The sequence below is a fragment of the Noviherbaspirillum denitrificans genome (assembly GCF_002211445.1).
GTDB classification, from domain to species: domain Bacteria; phylum Pseudomonadota; class Gammaproteobacteria; order Burkholderiales; family Burkholderiaceae_D; genus Noviherbaspirillum; species Noviherbaspirillum denitrificans.
In genome coordinates this window covers 4,476,455-4,495,076 of the sequence record NZ_LSTO01000001.1, presented here as the reverse complement: position 1 = coordinate 4,495,076, position 18,622 = coordinate 4,476,455, and the positions used below count along the sequence as shown (strand labels likewise).

19 protein-coding genes are annotated in these 18,622 nt (G+C 60.7%); 5 read left to right on the top strand and 14 right to left on the bottom strand.

Going from position 1 to position 18,622, the window contains the following annotated elements:
- The 3 genes from AYR66_RS30180 to AYR66_RS21775 all read right to left on the bottom strand — a co-directional run.
- The coding region (locus AYR66_RS30180) for a patatin-like phospholipase family protein (RefSeq protein WP_234814973.1) at positions 1-951 on the bottom strand (951 nt) is incomplete at its 3' end.
- Between the two features lie 82 nt (positions 952-1,033).
- Entirely contained in the window at positions 1,034-1,297 is a 264-nt protein-coding gene (locus AYR66_RS29710) for a hypothetical protein (protein WP_088709245.1), read from the bottom strand.
- A gap of 91 nt (positions 1,298-1,388) precedes the next feature.
- Positions 1,389-2,204, bottom strand: a complete 816-nt coding sequence (locus AYR66_RS21775; RefSeq protein ID WP_088709244.1) for a ferritin-like domain-containing protein — start codon at positions 2,202-2,204, stop codon at positions 1,389-1,391.
- Between the two features lie 55 nt (positions 2,205-2,259).
- Between AYR66_RS21775 and AYR66_RS21770 the strand changes: the two genes are divergently transcribed.
- Both AYR66_RS21770 and hslO read left to right on the top strand, forming a co-directional pair.
- On the top strand, positions 2,260-2,784 hold the full coding sequence (locus tag AYR66_RS21770; protein WP_088709243.1) for a gamma carbonic anhydrase family protein: 525 nt from the start codon (positions 2,260-2,262) through the stop codon (positions 2,782-2,784).
- Positions 2,784-3,710 (top strand): Hsp33 family molecular chaperone HslO, encoded by a 927-nt coding sequence (gene hslO / locus AYR66_RS21765; RefSeq protein WP_088709242.1) that lies wholly within the window; start codon positions 2,784-2,786, stop codon positions 3,708-3,710. Before AYR66_RS21770 ends, hslO begins: the two co-directional genes overlap by 1 nt.
- Before the next feature lie 32 nt (positions 3,711-3,742).
- Here hslO and ftsB read toward each other — a convergent pair whose 3' ends face one another.
- From ftsB to AYR66_RS21735, 6 genes are all read right to left on the bottom strand, one after another.
- Positions 3,743-4,057: a cell division protein FtsB gene (gene ftsB / locus AYR66_RS21760; protein WP_088709241.1), complete on the bottom strand. Its 315-nt coding sequence runs from the start codon at positions 4,055-4,057 to the stop codon at positions 3,743-3,745.
- 63 nt (positions 4,058-4,120) lie between these two features.
- Positions 4,121-5,404, bottom strand: coding sequence for a phosphopyruvate hydratase (gene eno, locus AYR66_RS21755; RefSeq protein WP_088709240.1), 1,284 nt, complete (start codon positions 5,402-5,404; stop codon positions 4,121-4,123).
- 108 nt (positions 5,405-5,512) lie between these two features.
- On the bottom strand, positions 5,513-6,367 hold the full coding sequence (kdsA, locus tag AYR66_RS21750) for a 3-deoxy-8-phosphooctulonate synthase (RefSeq protein WP_088709239.1): 855 nt from the start codon (positions 6,365-6,367) through the stop codon (positions 5,513-5,515).
- Positions 6,364-8,022 (bottom strand): CTP synthase, encoded by a 1,659-nt coding sequence (locus AYR66_RS21745; protein WP_088709238.1) that lies wholly within the window; start codon positions 8,020-8,022, stop codon positions 6,364-6,366. The genes kdsA and AYR66_RS21745 overlap by 4 nt, the downstream gene beginning before the upstream one ends.
- Before the next feature lie 104 nt (positions 8,023-8,126).
- Positions 8,127-9,005: a lipid A deacylase LpxR family protein gene (locus tag AYR66_RS21740; RefSeq protein WP_088709988.1), complete on the bottom strand. Its 879-nt coding sequence runs from the start codon at positions 9,003-9,005 to the stop codon at positions 8,127-8,129.
- 51 nt (positions 9,006-9,056) lie between these two features.
- Positions 9,057-9,854 (bottom strand): alpha/beta fold hydrolase, encoded by a 798-nt coding sequence (locus tag AYR66_RS21735; RefSeq protein WP_088709237.1) that lies wholly within the window; start codon positions 9,852-9,854, stop codon positions 9,057-9,059.
- A 289-nt stretch (positions 9,855-10,143) separates the two neighbouring features.
- Between AYR66_RS21735 and AYR66_RS21730 the strand changes: the two genes are divergently transcribed.
- Genes AYR66_RS21730 through AYR66_RS21720 form a run of 3 tightly spaced genes read left to right on the top strand, consistent with a single transcriptional unit; the run spans position 10,144 to position 13,056 of the window.
- Positions 10,144-12,204 (top strand): type IV pili methyl-accepting chemotaxis transducer N-terminal domain-containing protein, encoded by a 2,061-nt coding sequence (locus AYR66_RS21730; protein WP_088709236.1) that lies wholly within the window; start codon positions 10,144-10,146, stop codon positions 12,202-12,204.
- Between the two features lie 18 nt (positions 12,205-12,222).
- Positions 12,223-12,588, top strand: coding sequence for a response regulator transcription factor (locus AYR66_RS21725; protein ID WP_088709235.1), 366 nt, complete (start codon positions 12,223-12,225; stop codon positions 12,586-12,588).
- Positions 12,589-12,594: 6 nt separating this feature from the next.
- Positions 12,595-13,056 (top strand): chemotaxis protein CheX, encoded by a 462-nt coding sequence (locus AYR66_RS21720; protein WP_088709234.1) that lies wholly within the window; start codon positions 12,595-12,597, stop codon positions 13,054-13,056.
- Here the strand turns inward: AYR66_RS21720 and AYR66_RS21715 are convergent, their stop codons facing one another.
- From AYR66_RS21715 to AYR66_RS21695, 5 genes are all read right to left on the bottom strand, one after another.
- Complete coding sequence (locus tag AYR66_RS21715; RefSeq protein ID WP_088709233.1) at positions 13,057-15,486, bottom strand: DNA internalization-related competence protein ComEC/Rec2; 2,430 nt, start codon at positions 15,484-15,486, stop codon at positions 13,057-13,059.
- Positions 15,487-16,275 (bottom strand): TatD family hydrolase, encoded by a 789-nt coding sequence (locus AYR66_RS21710; RefSeq protein ID WP_088709232.1) that lies wholly within the window; start codon positions 16,273-16,275, stop codon positions 15,487-15,489.
- Positions 16,265-16,951, bottom strand: a complete 687-nt coding sequence (gene lolD / locus AYR66_RS21705) for a lipoprotein-releasing ABC transporter ATP-binding protein LolD (protein WP_420093117.1) — start codon at positions 16,949-16,951, stop codon at positions 16,265-16,267. The genes AYR66_RS21710 and lolD overlap by 11 nt, the downstream gene beginning before the upstream one ends.
- A gap of 13 nt (positions 16,952-16,964) precedes the next feature.
- Positions 16,965-18,230: a lipoprotein-releasing ABC transporter permease subunit gene (locus AYR66_RS21700; RefSeq protein ID WP_088709230.1), complete on the bottom strand. Its 1,266-nt coding sequence runs from the start codon at positions 18,228-18,230 to the stop codon at positions 16,965-16,967.
- A 137-nt stretch (positions 18,231-18,367) separates the two neighbouring features.
- Positions 18,368-18,622 (bottom strand): isocitrate/isopropylmalate family dehydrogenase (locus AYR66_RS21695; RefSeq protein WP_234814972.1); only part of this gene is annotated, 255 nt, incomplete at its 5' end.

Below are 18,622 nucleotides of genomic sequence, written 5' to 3'. Positions count from 1 at the left end.
GGCGCGCCGCCTGCCCTCTTCGTGCAAGCCATTGATGAAAGCCGGGCTCGCATTGAGCTTGCTGTGGCGGCCGAGCTGGCTCATCAGCTCCTGCGACTCAACGACATGCATGTTGAGCTGCCGCAGCCGCCGCTCCAGACGCCCGAACGCAAACCATCCCCGCTTCGCCTCCCGTTGTACCAGCATCAAGCCTTGCAGCTCGGTAAAGAAGGTTGAACTGAAACCCATTTCCGTCAGCCGATGCCAGATATCGTCGGCCGTCATCGGTACATGCTGGCGCGGCTGGGGATGCAGCAGCACGACGACGATATCGCGCGCATCGCATTTATGCACCAGCGGAAACAACGGCGGATTGGCTGTCAGCCCTCCATCCCAGTAGGCTTCACCGTCGATCTCGACCGCGCGATGCAGAAGGGGCAGGCAGGCGGAGGCAAGCAAGACATCGATCGACATCTGGCGCGTCCGAAACAGCCGCAAGGTGCCAGTGCTGACATGTGTCGCTGCGATGAAAAGACGCAAGTCGCATTGCGTGCGCAGGCGATCGAAGTCGACCTGCCTCGCGAGAATGTCGCGCAAAGGGTTGATATCAAACGGATTGAGCTGGTATGGCGAAAAGAACCGGAGCAGCGAAAGCAAGGGCCTGAGCGCGGGCGGCAGGTCGGAATGTGCGGCAAGGTTCGCCGACGCTGCGAGGTGCTCGGGGATGGGGCTGTACGGTGCGCTGCTTGCCACCGCGTGCCAGAAATCGGCCAGCGCCTGCCGTGCACCATCGCGTCCGCCAACTGTCATGCCGTGCGCGAGCACGACTGCATTCATTGCGCCGGCGCTGGCGCCGCTGATGCCTTCGATCTCGATGCGGCTGTCTTCCAGGAGCCGGTCGAGCACTCCCCAGGTAAAGGCACCATGCGATCCGCCTCCTTGCAGCGCGAGTGTGACTTTCTTTTTCTCCATGGCATTTGGCTGTCGTTACACAAAGCAAATACCTGCGATCCGGTCCTGCCCGGTCGCAAGTGCGTCGCGGAAAAATCGCGTCTTACTCTTTTTTCTGCTGGCCTTGTTGCGCCTGCTCGGCGCTATCCTGAATCTTCTGGCCAAGCTGCTGCATGCCCTTGCCAGCAGCTTCAGCGGCCTTGTTCAGTTCTTCGCCGGCGCGTGAGGCGGCTTGGTCCAGTTTCTGGCCGGCCTTCTCGGCAGGTCCCTTTTCGGCTGCAGTCTCGGTTTTTTGACAGGCTGCAAGGGCAACCGCGATGCCAACAGCAATGAGCAGCCTGGAAAACAGGTGATGGGATCTCAACATGATGCACTCCCTTTCGTATGCGAGCTTACGCCCATGCCAACAAAGACCTTGTAACGGAAGCAAGGTTCCGTTTTATTGCCAGAAAGAAGTTTCAGGCAAGGAGTTCAGCGAGTTCAGCGTCGGTGAATCCGGCTGCACGGCGTGCCTCGAGGTTGAACGGCCTTCTCGGCTGCGGCGCCTTGTGCAACAGGGCAAGTCCGGCGTACGTGGCAATCGGGTCAAGGCGGCGCTCCCAGCACAGCCAGGCGAACCAGCGATTGCCGGTGGCGACGTGGCCAATTTCGTCGCGCAGGATGATATCGAGGATCGCGGCCGCTGCATGATCACCCGCCTGCGCTAACTTGGCCCGCACTGCAGGCGATGCATCCAGTCCGCGCGCTTCCATCGTCCGGGGCACGAGCGCGATGCGTGCAAGGACGTCGCCGCGAGTCTTTTCCGCCATGTCCCACAAGCTGTTGTGCGCCGGGAAATTGCCATAGGCAAATCCGAGCGAACGCAAATGCGCTTCCAACAGCGAAAAATGCAGTGCTTCCTCGGCTGCGACCTTGAGCCAGTCTGCGTAATAATCCGCCGGCATACCAGGAAAGCGCCAAACTGCATCGAGCGCAAGGTTGATCGCATTGAATTCGATATGCGCCAGCGCATGAATCATAGCGGCGCGGCCCTCGGTTGTTTGCATCGAGCGGTGCTTTACTGCAAGGGGCGGAACGAGTTCGGGTCGATCCGGCCGGCCAGGAATTGCTTGCAGAGGCGACAACATTCCATCGCTTTCCAGGACGACACTGCCCAGCAACCAAGCTGCCTGCAAAGCGCGCACCCCGGCAGCCTTGGTTTCCGGATCGGATTCGCACAGCCAATGCAGTGCAAGCGCGCGCAATTCCAGTGGTCGGTCGTTCGATGGGTTCATGCGAGGGGCGGTAAAATGTCGGATTCACACGAAACTCCCGATTTTACGGAAATCCATGGCCATCTACCAATTGGGCGACAACGCCCCCGAGATCGACCCGTCCGCCTACGTCGCCGAGTCCGCGAACATTATCGGCAAGGCACGCATCGAAGCGAATGCGAGCGTCTGGTTCGAGGTTACGATTCGCGGCGACAATGAACTTATCACGGTCGGCGAGAACAGCAACGTGCAGGAATGCTGCGTGCTCCACACCGATCCCGGCTATCCGCTTACCATCGGCAAGAACGTCACCATTGGCCACCAGGCGATGCTGCACGGCTGCACGATCGGCGAAGGCTCGCTGGTCGGTATCCAGGCCGTGATCCTGAACGGCGCGAAGATCGGCCGCAATTCCCTCGTCGGCGCCGGCGCGCTCATCACGGAGGGCAAGGAATTCCCCGACAACTCGCTGATCATCGGTTCGCCGGCCAAGGCCGTGCGCACCTTGAGCGAAGAAGACATCAAGCGCATGCACGGCAATACCGCGAACTACGTCAGGCGCGGCCAGCTGTTCAAGAAGGAACTGAAACGAATTGGGTAATGATGGATACGCTGCAACGATTTATATTTGAAAACGCCGCGGTGCGCGGCGAACTGGTCGAGATTTCTGACACCTGGAAGCAGATCCAGGCACGCAAGGATTACCCTGCCCCAGTCAAATCGCTGCTCGGCGAATTGCTGGCTGCGGCGGCGCTGCTCACGGCGAACCTGAAATTCAACGGCATGATGATCCTGCAGATGCACGGCGACGGCCCGGTGAAGCTGCTGGTGATCGAATGCGATTCCGGCCTGCGCATGCGCGCTACCGCGAAGCTCGCACCGGACGCGGTGGTGCCCGACGGCGCAGGCCTGCGGGAACTGGTCAATGCCCATGGCCAGGGACGATTCGTCATCACGCTGGATCCGGCGGACAAGCTGCCGGGCCAGCAGCCCTACCAGGGGATCGTTCCGCTGGACGGCGAATCGGTAGCGGTCATGATCGAGAATTACATGCAGCGCTCCGAGCAGCTGGACACCAAACTCTGGCTGGCGGCGGACGAAAACGTTGCACGCGGGCTGCTGCTGCAGAAGCTGCCGCGCGACGGCGGCACCGGCGCACAAGCGGCAGACGACCTGGATGCGTGGAACCATACCGTAATCCTTGCCTCTACGCTGCGCAATGAAGAGCTGCTCGCCACCGACATCAACACGCTGCTACGCCGCCTGTTCTGGGAAGAGACCATCCGCGTTTTCGAACCCGCGCATCCAAGCTTCCATTGCAGCTGCAGCCGGGAGAAGGTTGGCCATATGCTGATCATGCTGGGCAAGCCGGAGATTGATTCCGCGCTGTCCGACCTCGGCAAGCTGGCGATCAACTGTGATTTTTGCGGTCAGCACTACGAATTCGACAAGGTCGATTGTGCGCAACTGTTTGCGACCAGTAACGCGACCGATGCGATGCAACCTGCAGGCAGTTCCCGCCACTGAAAATGAAAACGCCGGGAAATCCCGGCGTTTTTTTACTTCGTGGTGCCCGGCTTCGGCGCCGTCGAAATCGTGCTGCCCGGATCGAGGATCTGGACGAAAATCTCGCCGTTCTTGATCATGCCCAGTTCATAACGGGCACGCTCTTCCACCGCACCTGTCCCATCGCGCAGGTCATGCACTTCCGAGTTGAGCTTGTCGTTGCGCGCCTTCAGGTCGGCATTCTTCTTTTGTGCGACCTCGACCTGTCCTTCGAGGTCCCACACGCGCAACCAGCCGCCTTTCCCCAACCAAAGCGGGTACTGGATCAGCAGGAGCAAGGCGGCGAGACTGATGGTGATGAGACGCATGCGAGCATTCTAAAGAAATTTGGGGGCTGCTGCCCCCAAATTTCATTGCACTGTCACGTTGGATTAACGCAGATTGTAAAACGCGCTACGACCCGGGTAGCTGGCGATGTCGCCCAGGTCTTCCTCGATGCGCAGCAGTTGGTTGTACTTGGCCATGCGGTCCGAACGGGACATGGAACCGGTCTTGATCTGCAGCGCATTGGTGCCGACAGCGATGTCCGCGATCGTCGAATCTTCGGTCTCGCCCGAACGGTGCGAAATCACGGCGGTATAGCCCGCGCGCTTGGCCATCTCGATCGCCGCGAAGGTCTCGGTCAGCGTGCCGATCTGGTTGATCTTGATGAGGATGGAATTGGCGATGTTCTTCTGGATGCCTTCACGCAGGATCTTGGTGTTGGTCACGAACAGGTCGTCGCCCACCAGCTGCGCCTTCTTGCCCAGCGCGTTGGTCAGCGTCGCCCAGCCTTCCCAGTCGTTCTCTGCCATGCCGTCTTCGATCGAGATGATCGGGTACTTGTCGCACCAGGTCGCCAGCAGGTTGGTAAAATCGGCCGACGACAGCGACAGGCCTTCGCCGGAGAGCTGGTACTTGCCGTCCTTGTAGAACTCGGACGCGGCGCAGTCGAGGCCCAGAGCGATCTGCGTACCCGGCTCGTAGCCGGCCTGCTCGATGGCTTGCAGGATCAGCTTGATCGCTTCTTCGTGGTTTGCCACGGACGGAGCAAAACCGCCTTCGTCACCGACAGCGGTAGTGAGGCCCTTGTCGTGCAGGATCTTCTTGAGCGTGTGGAACACTTCGGCGCCGTAGCGGATTGCTTCGCGGAAGGACGGAGCGCCCACCGGGATGATCATGAATTCCTGTAGGTCCAGGTTGTTGTCGGCGTGCGCGCCACCGTTGATGACGTTCATCATCGGCACCGGCATCTGCATTGCGCCGGAGCCGCCGAAGTAGCGGTACAGCGGCAGGCCGGATTCTTCGGCGGCCGCCTTGGCGACGGCCATGGACACAGCCAGGGTGGCGTTGGCGCCCAGGCGGGACTTGTTCTCGGTGCCGTCGAGGTCGATCAGGGTGCGGTCGAGGAAAGCCTGCTCATTAGCGTCCAGGCCCATGATGGCTTCGGAGATTTCGGTGTTGATGTTTTCGCAGGCCTTGAGCACGCCCTTGCCCAGGTAACGGCTCTTGTCGCCGTCGCGCAGCTCGATCGCTTCGCGCGAGCCGGTGGAGGCGCCGGACGGCACTGCCGCGCGGCCCATGACGCCGGATTCCAGCAGCACGTCGCATTCGACGGTGGGGTTGCCGCGGGAGTCGATCACTTCACGGCCGATGATGTCTACGATAGCACTCATTCAAAATCTCCCAGATAAAAAGTAAATCCCGTTGGGCGCGGTCGGCGCCAAATTCTGCTTCATTATTGTCAGGCGGCGCGCTGCCGCCCCGGAATACCGCAACGCCGATTACGAAAAATCGGCTTCCACGAAACCTGCCTTCTTCACGACGCGGTCGAGCTCAACCAGCGTGGCAAGCAGGTCTTTCATGCGGCCGAGCGGAACGGCATTCGGGCCGTCCGACATGGCTTCCGCCGGATTCGGATGGGTTTCCATGAACAGGCCGGAAATACCGGCTGCGACAGCAGCGCGTGCGAGAACCGGCACGAATTCTCGCTGGCCGCCCGAGGATGTGCCCTGCCCGCCCGGCAATTGCACCGAGTGCGTTGCATCGAACACGACCGGGCAGCCGGTTTCGCGCATGATGGCGAGCGAACGCATGTCGGAAACGAGGTTGTTGTAGCCGAAGGAAACGCCACGCTCGCACGCCATGAAGTTGTCCGGGTCGAGACCGACTTCCTTCGCGGCTGCTCGGGCCTTGTCGATGACATTCTTCATGTCGCCGGGTGCAAGGAACTGGCCCTTCTTGATGTTGACCGGCTTGCCCGACTGGCCGCAAGCGCGAATGAAATCGGTTTGGCGGCACAGGAATGCCGGGGTCTGCAATACATCGACGACGGCCGCGACCGGCTTGATCTCGTCGATTTCATGCACGTCGGTCAGCACCGGCACGCCGATCTGTTTCTTCACGTCCGCGAGGATCTCCAGGCCCTTTTCCATGCCCAGGCCGCGGAAAGACGAACCGGACGAGCGGTTGGCCTTGTCAAACGAGGACTTGTAGATGAACGGGATGCCCAGTTGGGACGTGATTTCCTTGAGCTGGCCCGCGGTATCGAGCGCCATCTGCGGCGACTCGATGACGCAAGGACCGGCGATCAGGAAGAACGGCTTGTCGAGCCCTGCTTCAAAACCGCACAACTTCATGCTGCTTTCCTCTCGGACGACGCCTGCTTGTGCGCCAGCGCTGCCTTGATGAAGGAAATGAACAGCGGGTGGCCGTCGCGCGGGGTCGACTTGAACTCGGGGTGGTATTGCACGCCGACGAACCACGGATGGGCGTTCTCGCCGGAACGCGGCAATTCCATGATTTCGCACAGGCCTTCGTTCGGGGTGCGTGCCGACACGATCAGGCCTGCTTCTTCAACGCGGCTCAGGTAATGGTTGTTGGCTTCGTAACGGTGGCGATGACGCTCGGTGACCTTGTCGCCGTAGATTTCCGCTGCAATCGTGCCCGGCTTGACGGAGCAGGTCTGCGCGCCAAGTCGCATGGTGCCGCCGAGGTCAGAATTGACGTCGCGGCGTTCGACCTTGCCGTCATGGTTTTGCCATTCGGTGATCAGCGCGACGACCGGCTGTTCGGTATCCGGATCGAATTCGGTCGAATTGGACTTCAAGAAGCCAGCCTTGTTGCGCGCATATTCGATCAGTGCCACTTGCATGCCAAGGCAGATGCCGAGGTACGGAACCTTGCTCTCGCGCGCATAGCGTGCAGCGGCGATCTTGCCTTCCACGCCGCGCTTGCCGAAGCCGCCCGGAACCAGGATGGCGTCGTACTTCGCGAGGTTCGCGGTGCCGTTTTCCTCGATCTCTTCGGAGTCGAGGTACTCGATGTTCACGCGGCTCTCGGTATGAATGCCCGCATGGCGCAACGCTTCGGTCAGCGACTTGTAGGACTCGGTCAGGTCGACGTACTTGCCGACCATGCCGATGGTGACTTCCGCCTTCGGATGCTCCAGCGCGTAGACCAGCTTGTTCCAGACGGACAGGTCGGCGGCCTTGGCAGTGATGCCCAGCTTTTCGCAGATGATCTTGTCCAGGCCCTGGTCGTGCAGCATCTGGGGAATCTTGTAGATGGTGTCGGCATCCCACACGGAAATGACAGCCTCTTCGCGCACATTCGAGAACAGCGAGATCTTGGCGCGCTCGTCATCCGGAATGCGACGGTCGGCGCGGCACAGCAGTGCATCGGGAGAGATACCGATTTCGCGCAGCTTTTGCACGCTGTGCTGGGTCGGCTTGGTCTTCAGCTCGCCGGCGGATGCGATGTACGGCACCAGGGTCAGGTGGACGAATGCGGTGTCATTGCGGCTGGCGCGCAGGCTCAATTGGCGCGCAGCTTCCAAGAAGGGCAGCGATTCAATGTCACCCACCGTGCCGCCGATTTCCACCAGCGCGACGTCGAAGCCTTCGGCGCCACGATGGATGAAATCCTGGATTTCATTGGTGATGTGCGGAATGACCTGGACGGTCTTGCCCAGGTACTCGCCACGGCGCTCCTTGCGGATCACGGATTCGTAGATCTGGCCGGTGGTGAAATTGTTCACCTTCCTCATCTTGGCCGTGATGAAGCGTTCGTAGTGGCCGAGGTCGAGGTCGGTTTCGGCGCCGTCATCGGTGACGAACACTTCGCCGTGCTGGAACGGACTCATCGTGCCTGGATCAACGTTGATGTACGGATCGAGCTTGATGAGGGTGACTTTGAGGCCGCGCGATTCAAGGATCGCAGCGAGAGAGGCGGCTGCAATCCCTTTGCCCAGGGATGAAACAACGCCGCCAGTGACGAAAACAAACTTGGTCATTGCTGAGATGTGCCGGACGGCACGTGCGGGAAATTCAAATTATAACCTAAACCGACCGCTCGATCCCCCGTTTCATCGTTTTCATGTCAAAGCTTCCATTCATGTCAGGGCGTCCAGGAAAACTGCATATGCACGTAGTTCTGCGCCCCGATCGAATTGGGTAAGTCCCTGATTTCATTACCTCGTCGGACAATCGCGAAGGTCGCAGCGAATGGCGCGCGCTGCCAGGCGACGCCGGCTTCCGCGCTGGCGACGAACCTTTTCGGATCGACGGCATGAGGATTGCCTTTTGAGAAATATCCGCCTTGCAGCGTCGCGTTGTAACCGACGGCGCGCACGTCGCCACGCAGGTATATATGCACGGCGGATTCAGACGGCAGCGAATTCAGCTGACCGGCGCGCGCATGCAAGCCTGCGCTGGCATCGGTGAAGATATTGCCGAAGCGCCCGCCCAATACAGGTGTCACGTCGAATGCGGCATCAGGCGCCCATCGGACGGGGGCATATTCGCCGTACAACACCACGCCCGCTTCATTCCTGACCTGCTTGCTCCATCCGCGCGGCAAGGGCTGGTTCAGGATTCGGTGGAATTGCGTCTGAGTCCACTCTCCGCCTGCGCACGGTCCGAGGCAGCCGATATCCAGCCCGATTTTTGAGTGCGTACCGTCCGGCTTGCGGATTTCACGGAAAAAGCCGCCATACAGCCAGCCGGCATATGGATGATCCGGCGGCAGTACGAACTGTGGTGCCAGCTTGATATCGGAGGCCGTATAGAGTTCCTGGCCCACACGCCATCCAAACACCGTCGTAGCGCCGTCCTCGCGCAGCGTGTAGGTCTGCGCATAGCGCATCCCGCTCGTGTAGAAACCATCATTGCGGTCGAGCAGCAGCGTGTCGTTGTCGATTTCGACAATGTGCGACACGCGGCCTTCGGCGCGGGCTTTGCCGTAATCGGCGAACAGGTCGCCTGCGTTCGCGCCCATGCAGGTTAACAGGCCGGCAGCCAGTGCAGCGATGCAAAGTCGGATCATTGTTCAGGAAGGAAGAAGGTTATCAATCATTGCATGGACCGCTTTTGCCGCGGCGGCTGGATGCTCCATCGGGAACAGGTGCCCGCCGGGGATCTGCACGAAATGCCTGCCGGTGAGCCGTCGCGTGGCCTGCAATCCGGCCTGCCGGCACTCCACAGAGTCGATGCCGCCGACAAAGCCCACTGGCACCGGGAAGGGACGCCGCACTATCCTGCCGATATGATGCGGCAAGGTGCGGTACACCGCGGTTTCGGTTTCGCGCGTGAAGCGCAAGGTCACGCCCTCGGGATGCGGCACAAGCCCGGTTTCGACATAATCGCGCAGCACTTCCGGCGGCCATACGGCAAACATGGGTTTGGCCGCATAGTGTTCATAGGCGGCATCGATGCTCGGCCAGACATTGCGCCGCTTCTCCGAGAACTGCGCCGGGGAGAAGCGCTTGTCAGCGCCGATCCGCTTCGCGACACGCAGCAGGACAGCTCGCCAGCCCGCCACCACGGGCGAATCCAGCAGCACGACGCAGCGCACCAGTTCCGGCCGGATCTTCGCGACCATCAGGCTTAGCATCCCGCCCATCGAATGCCCGACAAGAATGACAGGTTGCGTGTACCGCATCTCGAGTTCGTCGATCAGCTCGCGCACCAGCGCCGGCCAGCCATTGCTGACCGGGTAGGCGGGATTGTGCGCATGCATCGGCAAGGCCTGCACGTCATAGTGCCGGGCAAGGTGATCGAAAAACACGCGGTACGTACCTGCCGGATAACTGTTCGCATGCACAAAATGGAGAATCGGTCGCGTCATGATGTCCGGCCGGCGATGCGGCCGTGTATTCAAAATGACCACGATTGTAATTCGATTGCGTAGCCGGGGTTTGAATGCTGCCGCAAACAAGCGGTTACAGTGCGCCCCCCACGCAACTGGCCGACTCGGTGCAGCGTCTCCAATCATGCACTCCCACTGAGCGCCCGCGCACCAGCATGGCGTTCGATATAACGTTCCGATACCCCCTTCAACTGCGTTTGCGTTTTATCAATGTGTGGCATGGCGTTTGCATTGCCAGCTTCGCAACGATTACACAAGGGAGCGCAGGATGCAGGCAGAAAGCAGCAGCAGGTTTGCGGGCAAATACAGGGAAATTATCCTGGCGGTGGCATGTTTCCTGGTGTTCGACCTTGCCGTCCTCGTCCTCAACTTCTATATCTCTTTCCAGATTTCCGAAGACGCACTTTCCATCAATCTCGCAGGCCGGCAGCGCATGCTTTCACAGCGGATGGCCAAGGCCCTGCTCGTGATCGAAACCGACGTCGAGCGCGGTGCGACAGGAGCACAGGCGAGGACGGAGCTGGGCCGTACCGTCGAGCTCTTCGATACGACCCTGAAAGCATTCCAGTCCGGCGGCACGGCGACAGGCGGCGACGACAAGCCGGTACGGTTAGCCAGGGTCGACAGTCCGGAGGGGCGGAACGTCCTCGCGCAAGCAAATGAACTGTGGCTCCCCTACCGTCAGAAACTTGTGCCACTGCTTGCCCCTGGTGCTTTCACACCTTTGCAACTTGCCGAGGCTAGCGAGAAAGCACGCGATACCAACCTGAAACTGCTCGCGTTGATGAATGCATTGACGAGCCAGCTTGAACAAACCGCGAACGCCAAGGCCGATACGCTACGCATGGTGCAAACCGGCGGCATCCTCCTGGCGTTGATGAACTTTGCCTTCATCCTCTTCAAGTTCATCCGCCGCCTGCGTGACAACGATCGCAAGATCGAGGCTGCACAGAAGGAAACCGCCGACATCCTCGGCACCGTAACGGAAGGATTGTTCCTGCTTGATTCCACGATGCATATCGGCTCGCAATATTCCGCATCGCTCCAGCGCATCCTCGGCCGTCCGGTTGCCCCCGGCACTGATTTCCGCAATCTGCTCGGCGATCTAGTCAAGGAAAGCACTTTCGACCTCGCGATTGACTACATCGAACTCCTGTTTGGCGACCGGGTGAAAGAAAGCCTGATTGGCGACCTCAATCCGCTGACTGCTGTCGAATTCACGTTCACCAACCCCGAAGGCATGCCCGTGCGCCGCGTCCTCAGCATGCAGTTCAACCGCGTGCGCGACAACGGAAAGGTTTCCCACCTGCTCGTCACCGTGTTCGACATCACCGCGCAAGTCGAACTCGAAAACGCGCTTGCAGATGCCAAGGAAAAGGCCAAGGCCGAAATCGAGATCATGCTCGACCTCCTCAAGGTCAATCCCGCCACACTGGAGCAGTTCCTCAAGAATGCGGAAGCCGCTCTGCTTGACATCAATGCGCACCTGCGTGCCGCGAGCAGCGAAAACAACCACCGGCGCATGGTAGGCACGATATTCCGAAAGATCCATGCGCTGAAAGGCGAAGCCGCGGTGCTCGAACTGCACCTGTTTGAAAACCTCGCCCAGCAATTCGAATCGCAACTTGCCGAACTGCGCGACAAGGGCATGGTGTCCGGCGACGATTTGCTGTCCCTGCCCTTCCCCGTCGAGGAATTTCTGCAAAAGATTTCGATGGTGCGCGACCTGATTGCCCGTCTCTCCGATTACCACTCCGCATTCAACGTCGCGGCGGACGACGGCTTCGCAAGCAATCTCGCTACCCTGGCGGAACGCATCGCCGCCGACCACGGCAAGCAGGTCAAGATCGAGACGGATCTCGACCTGATGCGTTCGCTGCCCCAGAGGACGCGTGTGGAATTGCAGGACATCGCCGTGCAGTTGCTGCGCAATGCGGTCGCACATGGCATTGAAACGGCGGGGGAGCGGCACGAACGCGCCAAACCTGCAGCGGGCAGTATCTACATTGGATTGAAGCCGACGGAATCAGGCGAATACGCACTGACCCTACGCGACGATGGACGCGGGCTCAGCCCTCAACACATCCGCGATGCATTGCTGAAGTCTGGCCGCTATAACGAAGCACAGCTCGCGGAGCTTGATGACCGACAGATCGTGATGAAAATTTTCGAAGCTGGCGTGTCGACGGCAACACAGGTCACGCGAGACTCAGGACATGGTGTTGGCATGGACGTCGTGAAGAACAAGGTGGCGCAACTTGGTGCACGCATACGCATCTCATCGCGCGTGGACGCCTTTACGCAGTTCAGCATCCATTTCGCTGCATAAACCTTCGAGGCAAAGCACATGAAACTGCTGATTGTCGACGACTCGACCATCATCCGCTCGCGGATCGCACGCATCGCACTGCATCCACGCCTGCGCAATCTCAGTATCGTCGGTATGGCAAAAAACGGCATCGAGGCCGTGGAGGTCTGTCGTCGCCAAGGGCCGGACGTTGTGACCATGGACCTGACCATGCCGGAAATGGATGGCATTACCTGCATCGAACACCTGATGAATCTCCGGCCCGAACTCAACATTCTTGTCGTGTCGGCACTGAGTGACAAGGCAACGGCGATCAGCGCCCTCAAGAAGGGCGCACGCGGTTTTCTTCTCAAGCCGTTTTCTGATCAACAACTTGCTGATGCGCTGCTAGAAGTAGCAGCCTGAACTCACATGGCAAACCTGAACGAAGACGAACTGAAAGTGTTCGTCGAAGCCGTAAGGCATTACTTCCAGCACCAGACCGGCAAGCAGGCTGAAATCCGCGCCTCTTATCTCGCCGATATCGGCATGCCGCGCTACGACTACACCGGCCTGATCACCCTGTCGGGGAAATTCCGCGGCTGCGTGTATTTCTCCGCGCCGCGCCTGATGGTGCGGGAGCTGCTGATCCAGCTGCAGGAGCCGGATACGCGGGAAGACAACCTGCTCGACGCGGTGGGCGAAGTGGCCAATACGATCGCAGGCAACGCGCGGCGCCATTTCGGGAACGCCCTCGACATATCCGTCCCGGTGACGATACGCGGCGAATCGGAGGCAATCCGGAGCAGCGTCCGGGCGCGGCCGTTCGCAATCCTTCTGCGCTGGCAGAGACACGAGGCGGTCGTCGTCGTGGACATCGATTCAGCCAATTGATTATCGGCCGTACCAGTACCTTGCGTGCGCGCTTCGGTATTCGCTCACATCGAGCCTTCCATTGAAGTGCAAGGTGACTGCGCCGGAATCATCCGAACGGATGCGCTGGATGCCGAGCCTGCCATAGCGCTCGAACACCTCCGCCTTGGGGTGTCGGTATCGATTGCGGTATCCGACCTGGAACAGCGCGATCTCCGGCTGCACCGCATGGAGGAAGGCAGGCGTCGACGAGGTGCCGCTGCCATGATGCGGCGCAACGAGCACGTCGGCCCGCAGGTTCTCGGGGGCATTTTCCAGTAGTGCTGCTTCTTGCGGCGACTCGATATCGCCCGGCAGGAGAATGGAACGCCCGCCTATCGTTATCTTGAGCGTGCAGCTGCGGGCATTGGGCTTCCATTTCGTGCTCTCGTAGATGTCGGGTCCAGGATGAAGCATATCGAAACTGGCCTCGTCCCAGGTCCATGACTGTCCGGCCTCGCACCGCGTATGCGTCGCTGCCTTTTCTGTGATCGGATGTCCGTCGGGGAGTGAGGAATACACCGACGCGACCTTGATTTCTTCAAGGATGGATAACGCCCCGCCGGAATGATCGTTGTCGCTGTGCGAGACGATCATCGCGTCGAGCGCCGTGATTCCGCGTGCTTTCAGGTACGGCAGGATGACACGGTTGCCGCCGTCCGAATCCGGCGAGTACGCCGGCCCTGTGTCGTACAGCAGGCGCCGGTTTGCGGTTTCGACCAGTAACGCCGTCCCCTGTCCCACGTCGAAGGCCGTCACCCACATTTCGCCTTCTTTCGGATGACTTGGCGCGTGCAAAAGCAAGGGAAGCACACCGGCGAAACCCAGCCAGCGCACCGGCCAGCCTTTCGGCGCCAGCAACCACAAGGTGCCGGCGAGGGCTGCAGCAAACAACCAGGCCGGAGGCAACGGTGCACTCCATACGGCGACCGGAGAGTCGCTAAGCCACTGCAGTATCCACGCAAGCCATTCCACCAGCGTGTGCGCCGCCACAAGGATCCACCCAGACAAAGGCGCAGGCAACACGCTTCCCACAAGGGACATCGGCGTGACGAGGAAACTGATCAACGGAATCGCTACCGCATTGGCAATCGGACCGACGATCGAAAACTGGCCGAACAACAGCATCGTCATCGGAATCAGGCCAATCGTGACGACATACTGGGTATGGGTCGCTTCCTTCAGGCCTGACTTCCAGCCAGTGCGGGCCGACGGTTCCGCAAAGCCTTGCGTGCGGCCGGAGGAGGCAAACAGGATGATCGCCACCGCGCCGAACGACAGCCAGAACCCGGGCCAGAGGACGGCCCAGGGATCAAGCAGGATCACGATACCGAGTGCCGCGCTCAGAACATGCGACACGCTGGTAATGCGACCGAACCATACTGCGGCGGCGACCACCGTCAGCATGTACAGGGTCCGCTGCGCAGGCACGCCGAAACCGGCAAGCAGCACGTACACAACCGCCATTGCCGCGCCGGCCAGCGCCGCGGCCTTCTGGGCGGGCAGGATCAGCGGCAGGCTGGCGCGCGTAAAGAACGACCGCCGCCACAGCGCGAGGATGGCGGCAGCGAAGAGCCCGGAGATCATGGTGATATGCAATCCGGAAATCGAGATCAGATGGCCTACTCCGGTGCGGTTGAAGACCTTCCAGTCGGACTGGCCGATGGCGCGCTGGTCGCCGATGACAAGCGCAACGATGACGCCGGCATAAGGCTTGTCCGGCAAGGCATCGTGGATACGGTCACGCAGCCATGCACGCGACCGCTCGACGGCATTTCCAAAGCCGGGGACGAATTCTTCAAGGCGCTCGTTCTTGAGCACGGATCGCTGGTCGGGCCGAATGTAACCGGTTGCACGCAATCCCTGTTCGAGCAGCCAGACCTCGTAATCGAAACCAAAGGGATTGGCATTTCCATGCGGACGGCGCAGGCGCACCGTCAATTGCCAACGCTCTCCCGGCCGCACCTTGCCGACGGCCTGCAGCTCTTCCGCCCGGAACGTTGAATACCACGACAAGGAAAGCCGACCTGGCAATGCCGGAAGGGCTTCACCTTCCTGCGTATCGGCTGCAACAATCCTTTCCACGGCGAAGTTGAAGCGCACGCCCTGTTCGAAGTAATACGGCAGGCTGTCGATCGTGCCGACCAGCGTGATATCCCGGCCTTCCCAGGCCTTTGGCAGCTCAGCCGACAGATATTGCTGGGCAAACAGGCCGGCCCAGGAAAAACCTATTGCGGCACCTGCCGACATCAACAGCACACCGCGCGCAACGGGCTGCCGCCACCGCCTGGCGAGCAGGGGCACAAACAATGAAAACAGGAGCAGCGCCAGCAACCACCCGGCTGCAGGAAGCGCAGCCTGGTTCTGCAGCAGGGCAGCGCCCGCGACGAAACCGAGGATGAGGCTGCGCATCTAGGTCAGGCGGGGAAGCACGCTGCGCGCGTTTTGAGAGGTGATTTCCGCGACTTGTTCAACGGGCAGGCCGCGCAACTCCGCGAGGACGGCGCCGATGCGCGGCAGCTCTTCGGGGCTGTTGCGGCGGGGATGCAGCCACAGCGGTGATATATCGGGCGCGTCCGTTTCGAGCACGAGTGCCGACACATCTACCCCGGCGGCGAGACGCCGGATCTGCAGCGCGCGCGGAAAGGTCATCGCGCCGCCGAAGCCGAGCTTGAAACCCAGCCGGATGAATTCTTCCGCCTGCTGGAAACTGCCATTGAAGGCATGCGCAATACCGCCGGGAAGGTCGATCCGGCGCAGGTATTTGAGGACGATGTCCTGCGAGCGGCGCACATGCAGCAGCACCGGCAATCCCGCATCGCGGGCGATCTTCAGTTGCTCGCTGTAGAAGAATTCCTGCTTGTCGCGCATCTCGCCATCGGCCAGGCCGGGCAGGAAGAAGTCGAGGCCGATTTCGCCGACTGCCACCAGTCGCGGATCATCCATCGCCCCGGCAATCGCGCATCGCAATGCGTCGAGGTCTGCCTCTTCCGCCTGTGGCACGTAAATAGGATGAATCCCCAGCGCGTACACACAGTTGGGCTGGCGCCCTGCAAGCGCCTGAACAGTATTGAAATTGCTCCGCGCAATCGCCGGGATCACGATCCGCGACACGCCACCCTGTTCCGCGGACAACGCGACCGCATCCGGGTCGTCGCCGAATTCCGCGGCATCGAGGTGGCAATGCGTATCAATCCACATAAGGATGCAGTCCATCCTCCGACAGCCTCAGGACGCGGTCGCAGTGGCGCGCAAGTTCAACGTCGTGGGTGACGATGACGAATGCAGTGCCGAGCGTCTTCGACAGTTCCAGCATCAGGTCGAAGGTCTTGTGCGCCGTCACCCGGTCAAGGTTGCCGGTCGGTTCGTCGGCCAGCACGCAGGCCGGCTGTGTCACCAGCGCGCGTGCCAGTGCAACACGCTGGCGTTCGCCGCCCGACAATTCGCCGGGCACATGCGTAACGCGGTTGGCAAGGCCAACCCTGGCGAGCACCTGCTGCGCGGCCTCGTGCGCCTCTGCGCGGTTCTTGCGGCGGATCATCAGCGGCATGCCGACGTTATCCAGTGCGGAGAACTCGGGCAGCAGGTGATGGAACTGATAGACGAAACCCAGCGCCGCGTTGCGCAAGTCTCCCCTCGCCTTTTCATTCAGGCCGGCAAAATCCTTCCCCTGCAGGGTGACGCTGCCGGCGGTCGGCGTATCGAGTCCGCCGAGCAGATGCAGCAGGGTCGACTTGCCCGAGCCCGATGCGCCGACAATCGCGACGCGCTCGCCCCGGTTGACGCTGAAATCGATGCCGCGCAAGACATCCACGGAGTACTTTCCCTGCGTGAAGGTCTTCGCAAGGCCGCGGCAAGATAATACGGGTTGATCCATCGTCATATCATTCTCATTCGTAACGCAGTGCTTCAGCCGGCCGGACATTCGCCGCGCGCCAGCTCGGGTACAGGGTGGCAAGGAACGCAAGCACGACGGCGACACTGCCGATGGTCCACACATCCGGCCAGCGCAGGTCGGATGGCAAGGCAGTGATCAGGTAAATTTCCTTGGACAGGAACTGCACGCCCAGCAGGCGTTCGATGAACGGCACGATGACGTCGATGTTCATCGCGATCGTCACACCCAGTCCGACACCGATGGCGGTTCCCAGCAAGCCCACGAGCGCCCCCTGGATGATGAAAATCTTCATGATCGACGCCGGCGAGGCGCCGAGGGTGCGGAGGATGGCAATGTCCGCCTGCTTGTCCGTCACGGTCATGACGAGCGTGGAGACGAGGTTGAACGCCGCTACCGCGATGATGAGCGTGAGGATGATGAACATCATGCGCTTCTCGGTCTGCACCGCGGCAAACCAGGTGCGGTTCTGCTTCGACCAGTCGAGGATCAGCAGGTTGCCGCTGAGGATGCGCGACAGCTCGAGCGCCACTTCCGGAGCACGCTGCATGTCGGCGATGCGCAAGCGCAGTCCGGTCGGCGCTTCCAGCTTGAACATGCGCATCGCGTCGTCGATATGGATGAAGGCCAGGCTGGAATCATATTCGTTATGGCCGGCCTCGAAGATGCCGCCCACGGTGTACTGCTTCAGGCGCGGCAGCACGCCGGCCGGGGTCACCTGCCCTTGCGGCGCGATCATCGTGACCTTGTCGCCCACCTGTACGCGCAAGGCGCGCGCTAGATCCTTGCCAAGCACGATGTTGAATTCGCCGGACTTCAGGCTATTGAAGCTGCCCTGATGTACCTGGTCGGCGACATCGGATACCTTGGGTTCCTGGTCTGGCAGCACGCCGCGGATGACGACACCGCGTACCGTATCGTCACGCGTCATCATGGCCTGCGCGGCGACATAGGGTGCTGCGCCCTTCACTTCCGGCGCCTGGAAGGCCTCGCGCGCAGTTTCCTGCCAGTGCGGCATGCTGCCGGTTGCATCGAAGACCTCGATATGGGACAGCACGGACAGCATGCGATCACGCACCTCCTTCTGGAAGCCGTTCATGACGGACAGTACGACAATCAGCGCGGCAACGCCGAGCGCGATGCCGGCCATGGAAATCAGCGAGATGAATGAAATGAAGCTGTTGCGCCCGCCCCGCCTGCCAGCGCGCGTGTAGCGCATGCCGACCAGCCATTCGAAGGGCATGTTTTTGGTAAAGCTCAAAAGAGACTCCTGTAGGCGACCGGGACCGCGCGGCCGCTGCGTAGACTGATTGGCAACTTCTGCAGCCGGGAGTTTGCCACAGCACATCGTGCCAGAACAAGACTGCAATCAAATCAAGTGTTTACTGTGCGTGCCACTCAAGCAATATCGACTGTTCGAATCAGCTGAGCAATCGCGCGGCCAAGCTGTTCCGTACTTGCGCTTCCGCCGAGGTCCGGCGTGCGCGGACCTTGCGCCAGTACGATTTCGACAGACTTGAGGATCGCATCGTGTGCCTGCTTATAACGAACGTCGCCATTGGCCTTGCCCAGGAAATCGAGCATCAGGGCGCCGGACCAGATCATGGCGATCGGATTGGCAATGCCCTTGCCGTAGATGTCCGGCGCCGAGCC

What these genes read in the sequence shown, in the direction of transcription:
- AYR66_RS21770 (WP_088709243.1), top strand. Translation starts at nt 2,260, where the DNA reads ATGGCCATCTACCAATTGGGCGACAACGCCCCCGAGATCGACCCGTCC.
- AYR66_RS21715 (WP_088709233.1), bottom strand. Translation starts at nt 15,486, where the DNA reads ATGCGCAGCCTCATCCTCGGTTTCGTCGCGGGCGCTGCCCTGCTGCAG.
- AYR66_RS21725 (WP_088709235.1), top strand. Translation starts at nt 12,223, where the DNA reads ATGAAACTGCTGATTGTCGACGACTCGACCATCATCCGCTCGCGGATC.
- AYR66_RS21775 (WP_088709244.1), bottom strand. Translation starts at nt 2,204, where the DNA reads ATGAACCCATCGAACGACCGACCACTGGAATTGCGCGCGCTTGCACTG.
- AYR66_RS21735 (WP_088709237.1), bottom strand. Translation starts at nt 9,854, where the DNA reads ATGACGCGACCGATTCTCCATTTTGTGCATGCGAACAGTTATCCGGCA.
- hslO (WP_088709242.1), top strand. Translation starts at nt 2,784, where the DNA reads ATGATGGATACGCTGCAACGATTTATATTTGAAAACGCCGCGGTGCGC.
- AYR66_RS21720 (WP_088709234.1), top strand. Translation starts at nt 12,595, where the DNA reads ATGGCAAACCTGAACGAAGACGAACTGAAAGTGTTCGTCGAAGCCGTA.
- AYR66_RS21730 (WP_088709236.1), top strand. Translation starts at nt 10,144, where the DNA reads ATGCAGGCAGAAAGCAGCAGCAGGTTTGCGGGCAAATACAGGGAAATT.
- AYR66_RS21710 (WP_088709232.1), bottom strand. Translation starts at nt 16,275, where the DNA reads ATGTGGATTGATACGCATTGCCACCTCGATGCCGCGGAATTCGGCGAC.
- AYR66_RS21740 (WP_088709988.1), bottom strand. Translation starts at nt 9,005, where the DNA reads ATGGGCGCGAACGCAGGCGACCTGTTCGCCGATTACGGCAAAGCCCGC.
- AYR66_RS29710 (WP_088709245.1), bottom strand. Translation starts at nt 1,297, where the DNA reads ATGTTGAGATCCCATCACCTGTTTTCCAGGCTGCTCATTGCTGTTGGC.
- kdsA (WP_088709239.1), bottom strand. Translation starts at nt 6,367, where the DNA reads ATGAAGTTGTGCGGTTTTGAAGCAGGGCTCGACAAGCCGTTCTTCCTG.
- ftsB (WP_088709241.1), bottom strand. Translation starts at nt 4,057, where the DNA reads ATGCGTCTCATCACCATCAGTCTCGCCGCCTTGCTCCTGCTGATCCAG.
- AYR66_RS21745 (WP_088709238.1), bottom strand. Translation starts at nt 8,022, where the DNA reads ATGACCAAGTTTGTTTTCGTCACTGGCGGCGTTGTTTCATCCCTGGGC.
- eno (WP_088709240.1), bottom strand. Translation starts at nt 5,404, where the DNA reads ATGAGTGCTATCGTAGACATCATCGGCCGTGAAGTGATCGACTCCCGC.
- lolD (WP_420093117.1), bottom strand. Translation starts at nt 16,951, where the DNA reads ATGGATCAACCCGTATTATCTTGCCGCGGCCTTGCGAAGACCTTCACG.